Genomic DNA, 8,180 nt, shown 5'->3' on the forward strand with positions numbered 1-8,180 from the left:
CTCACATACGGGGAGGGGCGCACCGACGGTCGGTGCGCCCCTACCCGTATGTGCGGAGCATTCTCACGTCTTGTGCACAAAGTTCCTGTATCGGCGCCCCGTTGCCGGGTACGCGGCTGGTCTGGTCCGGGGCCGACACCTGCGCCGGCATGGGAACCCCGGCACCTCCACCAGGGGCCGGTCCCGGATCAGGCCCCCCGGCGACGTGCGCGAGGAACTGCCCGGACGCGTGCAGCACCTGGACCCCCACCTCGCCCGGCTCACCCGTGGTTGACCGGTACGCCTCCTTCCTCCCCGGCGTACTCGTCCCGGCTCCCGGCGGTAGGTGATCGCCGGGTCGTATGCTGCCGCCATGACGAAGCTGGAGCGGTTGCGGGCCGACCACGCGCCGGCGCTACTGGCATTCGAGCGGGAGAACCGGGAGTTCTTCGCCCGGATCATCCCGGACCGCGGCGACGACTACTTCAGCGAGTTCGCGGCTCGCCACCGTGCCCTCCTCGCCGAACAGGACACCGGCGCCTGCCACTTCCACGTCGTGGTGGACGAGCGGGGCGACCTCGTGGGCAGGGTCAATCTCGTGGACGTCCAGGACGGAAACGCCGAACTCGGGTACCGCATCGGCGAACGCGCGACGGGACGGGGCGTCGCGACCGCCGCGGTCGCCGAGGTGTGCGCACGTGCCGCCGCGACGTACGGGCTGACGTCCCTCGTCGCGCGCACCACGACGGACAACCTCGCCTCGCAGAAGGTCCTCGCCCGTAACGGGTTCACCGTCGTCGGGGACATCACGCTCAGCGGGCGCCCAGGCATTCGTTATCACCGTCCCCTCTCCGGACCGACCCGGTAGTCACCCCGGGTCGTCAGGGGCGGCCCCGCGCGCCCTTCCCCGTTCGCCGTTCCCGGCGAACGCGCCGCGCGAGGGCGTCTCAGGGACCGCGATCGGGCAGAGGGAGCGAGAACCACACCGCTTTGCCCTCCTGCGTGGGCAAGGTGCCCCAGGACAGGGCCAGTTGGTCCAGCAGCGCCAGTCCGCGGCCCGACTCCTCGTCGAGCGCGGCGGTCCTGGCCTGCGGCAGCACCGGGCTGCCGTCGCACACCTCGATGTTGAGTTCGTCCCTCGTCCGGCGCAGCCGCAACCGCAGGGGGTCGCACGCGTGCCGCACGGAGTTGGCGAGCAGTTCGGAGGCCAGCAGGCAGGCGGTGTCGATCAGGTCCTCGCAGTCCCAGTCCCGCAGGGTGCGGCGCAGGAAGCGGCGCCCCTCCCCCACACTCACCGGCTGCGCCGACAGCAGCGCGGAGACGGCGGTCAGCGGCGCCGGAGGGATACGGGTGAGCAGCAGGGTCACGTCGTCCGCGTAGTCCTGCGGGTCGGGCAGCAGAGCGGCGAGGACGGCGTCGGCGGCCCGCTCCAGACAGGGGGTGGCGCTGACGGCCTTCTCCAACGCGACCGCCAGCGCGCCGATTTGCTCCTCGATGTCGCTGGTGGGGGTCTCCACCAGGCCGTCGGTGTACAGGGCCAGCACCGAGTCCGGCGGCACGGTCAGCCGGGTCTCCTGGTGGGGCACCTCGCCTACGCCCAGGGGCACGCTGACCGGGACCGGGAGTCTGCGGACCCGCCCGGTGACATCCACCTCCAGTACCGGCAGATGTCCGGCGGAACACACGGTCAGGGCGCTCTCGTCCGGGTCGAGGATCATGTAGCAGCAGGTGACGAGCTGGTCGGGCATCTCGCTGACGACCGCGTCCAGGGCGCGCATCAACTGCCAGGGCGGCATGCCGGTCTTGGCCAGGGCGTGCGAGGCCGACCGCAACTGGCCCATGACGGCGGCCGCCTCCAGGCCACGGCCCATGACGTCGCCGATCAGCACTCCCACCCGGCCGCCGCCCAGGGCGATCAGGTCGAACCAGTCCCCGCCCACACCGGCGCCCTGTCGTGCGGGGAAGTAGCGGCTGGAGGTGTCCATCCCGGGCAGCGGGGCGGGTGAGCCCATCAGGCTGCGCTGCAGCGTCAGGGCGACATGGCGCTGCTGCTCGTAGAGCTGGGCCAGTTGGGCTTCGGCGGCCTTGCGCTCGCTGACGTCCCGGATGGCCGCGGAGACGAGGGTGCCCTCGGGGGTCTCCAGCGGGCTGAGGCTGATCTCCACGGGGAACTCGCCCCCGTCCTTGCGCAGCCCGTGCAGGTTCAGGCCCGCGCCCATCGGGCGGACGCGGCGGTTGTCGACGTAGCCGTGCCGGTGGGCGGGGTGGAACTGGTGGAAGCGCTGCGGGACGAGCATCTCCACCTGGCGGCCGAGGAGTTCCTCGCGTCCGTAGCCGAACAGGGTCTCCGTCTGGGCGTTGACCAGTTGGATGGTGCCGCCGTCGTCCACGATGACGATGGCGTCCGGGGCGGCCTCCAGCAGGGCGCGGAAGCGCGCTTCGGCCGCCTGGCGTTCGCTGACGTCGCGCACGGCGGCGGAGATGAGGAGTCCGTCGGGCGTCTGCAGCGGGCTGATGCTGATCTCGACCGGGAACTCGGCTCCGTCCCTGCGCAGTCCGTACAGCTCCAGGTTGGCGCCCATCGGGCGGACCTGCTGGTTGCCGGAGTAGCCGAGGCGGTGGCTCGGATGCTGGGCGCGGAAACGCTGCGGGACCAGGATCTCGACGGGGCGCCCGAGCAGTTCGCTGCGGGGGTAGCCGAACAGCGACTCCGTCTGGGCGTTGACCAGGCGGATCACCCCGGCGTCGTCCACGATCACCATCGCGTCGGGAGCCGCCTCCAGCAGTGCGCGGAAGGGCTCCTCGGCCACGGGGAGCGAGTGAATTCCGGAGGATGCCTTGTACCTTCCCGAGTGCATGGAACATTTCAGCATCAACCGGCCGCGGCGCAGGTCGCTTGTCCGCAAACGTTCGTTTGTGACGTCTCTCTGCCCTGGACGAGCCCGTCCCGGTCGCAGCGGCCGGCGCGCCGGAGCCGTTCGGCAGGCGCTCCCCGGCAGGTGGAAAAGCGGTGGAACCGCGCCGGTCGCGGTGACTAGGTTCAGCGCATGAGTACGCGCACCTTCCGTGTCACCGTCCGCGGCGTCTTCGCCGACCTGCGTCCCGAGCAGCGGGCCGAGCTCCTGTCCCGTGCGGCGGAGCACGACGTACTGCGGGCGGCCTTCACCCCCGAGGGACACCTCAGCTACGACCTGGCGGCACGGACCGCCTTCACGTTCCGCTTCCAGGACTCCGGTCAGGCCGAGGAGGACATCCTGGAGGCGACCGAGCGCGCCGAAGAGGCGGCGAAGGCGTGGCTGGCCGCACGCGGGTACGGCTACAAGAACCTCAGGAGCAGCGCCGAGGACCTCTCGCAGGCACCGCTGGGCAAGCGGCAGCGCCGCGCCGCCGCCCAGCAGACCGCCTGACCGCCTGACCGCCTGCGAGGCGGCCCGGCCCGGCCATGGTCGCCGGGCCGGTGGAACCGGGCGACAGCCGTGCGTCGCTCCGCCGCTCCGCGCGGCCCCTGCGGGCGCAGGCGGTCGCGGACGGTGCCCGGCAGCGCGCCGCGTGCCCCTGCCGTGTAAGACGCGCTGGTCAACGGGCGGCCACTCCGACACGAGTGCGCTTTTTCACCCGGTGAAGACCACCGTTTAGTCTGTGATCACGGGCGTTCCGGGTAGGCGCACCACCGGACCGTGACGCAGGACATGGACGGATGCGGAGTCTCGATGAACTTCTGGTCGCTCTATCAGCACGGATTCGCGCGGATCGCCGCGTGCACCGGGCATGCCGCCATCGCCGACCCGCCCGCCAACGCGGAGGCGGTGCTGCGGCAGGGGCGCCGCTGCGCGGACGAGGGGGTGGCCGTCGCGATCTTCCCCGAGCTGTGCCTGTCCGGCTACTCGATCGAGGACCTCCTGCTGCAGGACTCCGTGCTCGACGAGGTCGAGGAAGCGCTCCAGATCGTGGTGGCCGGGTCTGCGGACCTGATGACGGTGCTCGTCGTGGGCGCCCCGCTGCGCTACCGGCACCGCGTCTACAACTGCGCGGTGGTCGTGCACCGCGGCCGGATTCTCGGCATCGCGCCCAAGTCCTACGTGCCGAACTACCGGGAGTTCTACGAGCGGCGGCAGATCGCCGCAGGCGACGACGAGCGCGGCGCGACGATCCGCTTCGGCGGCGAGAGCGTGCCGTTCGGCGTCGACCTGCTGTTCGCGGCGCAGGACGTGCCCGGCCTGGTGCTGCACGTGGAGATCTGCGAGGACATGTGGGTACCGGTGCCGCCGAGCGCCGAGGCCGCTCTCGCGGGCGCGACCGTGCTGGCCAACCTCTCCGGCAGCCCCATCACGGTCGGTCGGGCCGAGGACCGGCGGATGCTGTGCCGCTCCGCGTCCTCACGCTGTCTGGCCGCGTACGTGTACGCGGCCGCCGGCGGGGGCGAGTCGACGACCGACCTGTCGTGGGACGGCCAGACCATGATCTACGAGAACGGCGTCCTGCTGGCGGAGACCGACCGCTTCCCGCAGGACGACCGGTACGCCGTCGCCGACGTCGACCTCGACCTGCTGCGGCAGGAGCGCCAGCGCATGGGCACCTTCGACGACAACCGCCGTGCCCACGCCGCCCGCACCGACAGCTTCCGGCAGGTGGAGTTCCGGCTCGACCCGCCGTCGACGGACCTCGGGCTCAAGCGCCGGGTGGAGCGCTTCCCCTTCGTCCCCGCCGACGCCGAGCGTCTCGCCCAGGACTGCTACGAGGCCTACAACATCCAGGTCGCGGGCCTCCAGCAGCGGCTCGCGTCGATCGGCGGCCCCAAGGTCGTGATCGGCGTCTCGGGCGGCCTGGACTCCACGCACGCACTGATCGTCGCCGCCCGCGCGATGGACCGCGCCGGCCGCCCGCGCACCGACATCCTCGGCTTCACCCTGCCGGGCTTCGCGACCAGCGACCACACCAAGGACAACGCGCACAAGCTGATGCGCTCGCTCGGCATCACCGCGGCCGAGATCGACATCTCCCCCACCGCCCGGCTCATGCTCAAGGAGATGGACCACCCGTTCTCCTCCGGCGAGCCGGTCTACGACATCACCTTCGAGAACGTCCAGGCCGGACTGCGCACCGACTACCTGTTCCGGCTGGCCAACCAGCGCGACGGCATCGTGCTCGGCACCGGTGACCTGTCCGAGCTGGCGCTCGGCTGGTGCACGTACGGTGTCGGCGACCAGATGAGCCACTACAACGTCAACTCCGGCGTGCCGAAGACGCTCATCCAGCACCTGATCCGCTGGGTCGTCGGCAGTGACCAGTTCGACGAGGAGACCGGCCGCACGCTGACGGCGATCCTGGACACGGAGATCAGCCCCGAACTCGTGCCAGGCGAGGAGATGCAGTCCACGGAGTCCAAGATCGGGCCGTACGCGCTGCACGACTTCACGCTGTTCCACGTACTGCGGTACGGGTTCCGGCCGTCGAAGATCGCCTTCCTCGCCTGGCACGCCTGGCACGACAAGGAGGCGGGCGTCTGGCCGCCCAACTTCCCCGAGCCCAAGCGCGGCGAGTACGACCTAGCGGAGATCTGGCGCTGGCTTGAGGTCTTCTGCCGCCGCTTCTTCGGGTTCGCGCAGTTCAAGCGGTCCGCCATGCCGAACGGGCCCAAGGTGTCGGCCGGCGGCTCGCTCTCACCGCGCGGCGACTGGCGGGCGCCCTCCGACAGCACGGCCCAGGCCTGGCTGCGCGATCTGGCCCGCTGGAACAACCCCGGTGAGCCGCGGAAGACCGACGCGCCCTCCGAGTGACGGACGCCGGTACGGACGAGCCGTCCGGTCACGGCAGCGGCGTGACCGGACGGCAGCGGGGTCGCCCTCAGCCGAGGGTGAACCAGGTGCTGCGGGACTTCTGCCACTCCGGGTGGTCGAGGTCCTTCACGGCCGTGCCGTCCCCGTAGAGGTCCGCGTCGCCGTCGTCGGTGACCAGCTGTACCCGCGCGCCGGGCCGGGTGAGGTCGGGCACCGCCGCGATGGCCTCCCAGCCGCCCGCGTCGGACGTCGGCAGGTCCAGCACCTTGACCGGCTGGTGCCCGGCCACTCCGTCCCACGAGTACAGCGCGTACGGGTCGCTGTTGTCGTCCGCGGCCCAGGACCCGGCGAGGATCAGGTACTGGTTCAGGGCGTTGCGGCGGATGTCGCGGATGGACAGGCCGCCCAGATCCAGTGCGACGGGCGCGCCGAAGACCGCGCTGCTTCCCTTGACGACCTTGTCGAAGTTGGTGACCGGCACGAGCAGGGCGTCGCCGTCCGTCACCGGGGGCACCAGCGGCGCGCGGAAGCCGACGTAGGCCGTGGTGGTGCTGCCGGGTGCGAACTCCAGGCCCTCCACGTTGAATCCGTCGACCGCCTTGGGGACGGAGCCGGCGGCGGTGCCGTCCGCGAAGCCGAGCCGGTCGCCGTTGGCACGGTCCCAGCGCACCAGGTCGTCGCGGAGGCCGTGGTAGGCGCTGCCGAAGGTCAGGGTGGTGGCGGCGCCGGAACCGGAGAGCGTCGTGGTGAAGACCGTGTTCCGGTCGGCCCGGTACTCGCCGTCCTTGTTGTTTCCGAGCGAGCCGGTCCAGTAGACCGTGTTGCCGACCAGGGTGCCGCCCTCGATGTCGGCCTCCTTGTCCGCGTCGAGCGCGGAGTCGAGGTTCCACGTCCTGACCGGGGCCCCGGAGACGGAACCGTTGTAGAGCCGCAGGGTGTTGTCCTCGTCGTTGGCGACGAGGAGGTGGCCGCCGCCGACGTCCACGGCTGCCGAGGCGTCGCCGGCGCCGGTGAGATAGCGGGCGTCCGCGGAGTGCTGGACGGCCGGCGAGGCGGCGTAGTGCAGGGTGGTGGTCGCCGTCTTGCCGCCGAGGCCGGTGACCTTGACGGTGAGGTCGGTGTAGCCGCGGGAGTGGGCGGTCACCCCGAGCGTGCGCGTCCCGCCGGTGCCGGTGACGGTGACGTCCGTGGTGGCCGCGACGGACGACGAGGTGGTCTTCGACGCGGTGACCGTCAGTGCGGAGGCGTCGGCGCCGCTCTGGGCGACGGTCACGGTGACGGTGGGGTCGGCCGTGGCGCCGACCGCTCCCGACAGGTAGGCGGCGGAGAGCCTGATCGTCGGCGTCCCGTAGGTCACGGCGTGGGCGGGCACGCCCGCGGCCAGGGACGACAGCAGCGCCGTCGCCACGGCCAGGGTGGTCACGCGGGTGGACGACGGGGTGGGTGGGCGCACGGTCGGTGCCTTTCGTCGGCTCGGCTCGACGCATCCGGCCACGACGGCCGATGCCGTCGAGAAGGCTGTAGCCGACAGCCCAACTCCCGGCCACCGCCCCGAGTCGCGACGACGAACAACGGCCGACGGATGATCATCGCGCGGGAGCGGATCCCGGCCCACGGCGGCCAGGTCGTTCCCCGGATGGGGCCGGTGACGCCGGTGTCCGGCCGCCCGAGCACGGCCGACGCGCTCTCCCTGTCGTCACGGTGACGGCTTCCGCGCCGTCACCGTGAGCGGGGCAGCTGTGAGCGCACCCAGGCGGGATCGGGATTGACGTGCGGCCGGCCCGCGACCACGACCGTCGGCACCGTCTCGTTCCCGTCGTTGACCGCCCTCACCGCGGCGGCCCCGGCCGGATCACGCCAGATGTCGACCCAGTGCGCACGGTCGGCGCCGCGGCCCAGCCGGATGCGCAGGCGAAGGCAATACGTGCAGCCGGCCCGCCAGTACACGATCGGCCGGCCGTCGGCCGTGCTGCGGCGTTGCGCCTCAGCCGCACTCAGCGACCGGGGAAACGCCAGCGGCGAGTGCAGTCCGGCGAGCACGAGGAACAGAAGCAGGAGGGGCACGGCGACCCCGAACTCCCCTCTGCCCGCCGGACCCGACACCACGGCCGCCCCGGCGAGTACCAGCACCGCAGGCAGGATCCACGCTCGCATCATGACGACGCACGCTACCGGTGACGCCACCCCGGCGGCGCGGGCGGCCCCGCCGTCACGGCCGGAGGTGCCAGCCCTCGGGGCGCCGGGGCGGGACGCCTGCCGTCAGAAGACCACCACCGAGCGCAGGACGTCGCCGTGGTGCATCCGCTCGAAGGCCTTCTCCACCTCGTCAAGCGCGATCGTCTCCGAGACGAACGCACCCAGGTCCAGGCGCCCTTGCAGATGCAGGTCGATCAGCATCGGGAAGTCCCGCGACGGCAGACAGTC

At 71.8% G+C, this 8,180-nt stretch carries 6 protein-coding genes and 1 pseudogene; 3 read left to right on the plus strand and 4 right to left on the minus strand.

Features of this window, described 5'->3' with window-relative positions:
- Positions 1–352 precede the first annotated feature (352 nt).
- Entirely contained in the window at positions 353–847 is a 495-nt protein-coding gene (locus tag ACWGIS_RS35930; protein WP_453366716.1) for a GNAT family N-acetyltransferase, read from the plus strand.
- A gap of 79 nt (positions 848–926) precedes the next feature.
- On the opposite strand, the gene ACWGIS_RS35935 is transcribed toward ACWGIS_RS35930, so the two are convergent.
- Complete coding sequence (locus ACWGIS_RS35935; RefSeq protein ID WP_453366717.1) at positions 927–2,789, minus strand: PAS domain S-box protein; 1,863 nt, start codon at positions 2,787–2,789, stop codon at positions 927–929.
- A 237-nt stretch (positions 2,790–3,026) separates the two neighbouring features.
- Here ACWGIS_RS35935 and ACWGIS_RS35940 point away from each other — a divergent pair, with 237 nt between their 5' ends.
- Entirely contained in the window at positions 3,027–3,386 is a 360-nt protein-coding gene (locus ACWGIS_RS35940; RefSeq protein WP_453366718.1) for a DUF6204 family protein, read from the plus strand.
- Between the two features lie 303 nt (positions 3,387–3,689).
- Positions 3,690–5,756 carry an NAD(+) synthase gene (locus tag ACWGIS_RS35945; RefSeq protein ID WP_453366720.1) on the plus strand — a complete coding sequence of 689 codons (2,067 nt, stop codon included), beginning with the start codon at positions 3,690–3,692 and terminating at the stop codon, positions 5,754–5,756.
- 67 nt (positions 5,757–5,823) lie between these two features.
- On the opposite strand, the gene ACWGIS_RS35950 is transcribed toward ACWGIS_RS35945, so the two are convergent.
- From ACWGIS_RS35950 to ACWGIS_RS35960, 3 genes and pseudogenes are all read right to left on the minus strand, one after another.
- Positions 5,824–7,164 (minus strand): hypothetical protein, encoded by a 1,341-nt coding sequence (locus ACWGIS_RS35950; RefSeq protein ID WP_453366721.1) that lies wholly within the window; start codon positions 7,162–7,164, stop codon positions 5,824–5,826.
- Positions 7,165–7,475: 311 nt separating this feature from the next.
- Positions 7,476–7,913 carry a glutaredoxin domain-containing protein gene (locus ACWGIS_RS35955; protein ID WP_453366719.1) on the minus strand — a complete coding sequence of 146 codons (438 nt, stop codon included), beginning with the start codon at positions 7,911–7,913 and terminating at the stop codon, positions 7,476–7,478.
- A gap of 102 nt (positions 7,914–8,015) precedes the next feature.
- Positions 8,016–8,180: pseudogene (locus ACWGIS_RS35960) on the minus strand (S-(hydroxymethyl)mycothiol dehydrogenase); the annotation flags it as partial.

The organism is Streptomyces sp. NPDC054842, from assembly GCF_053611025.1.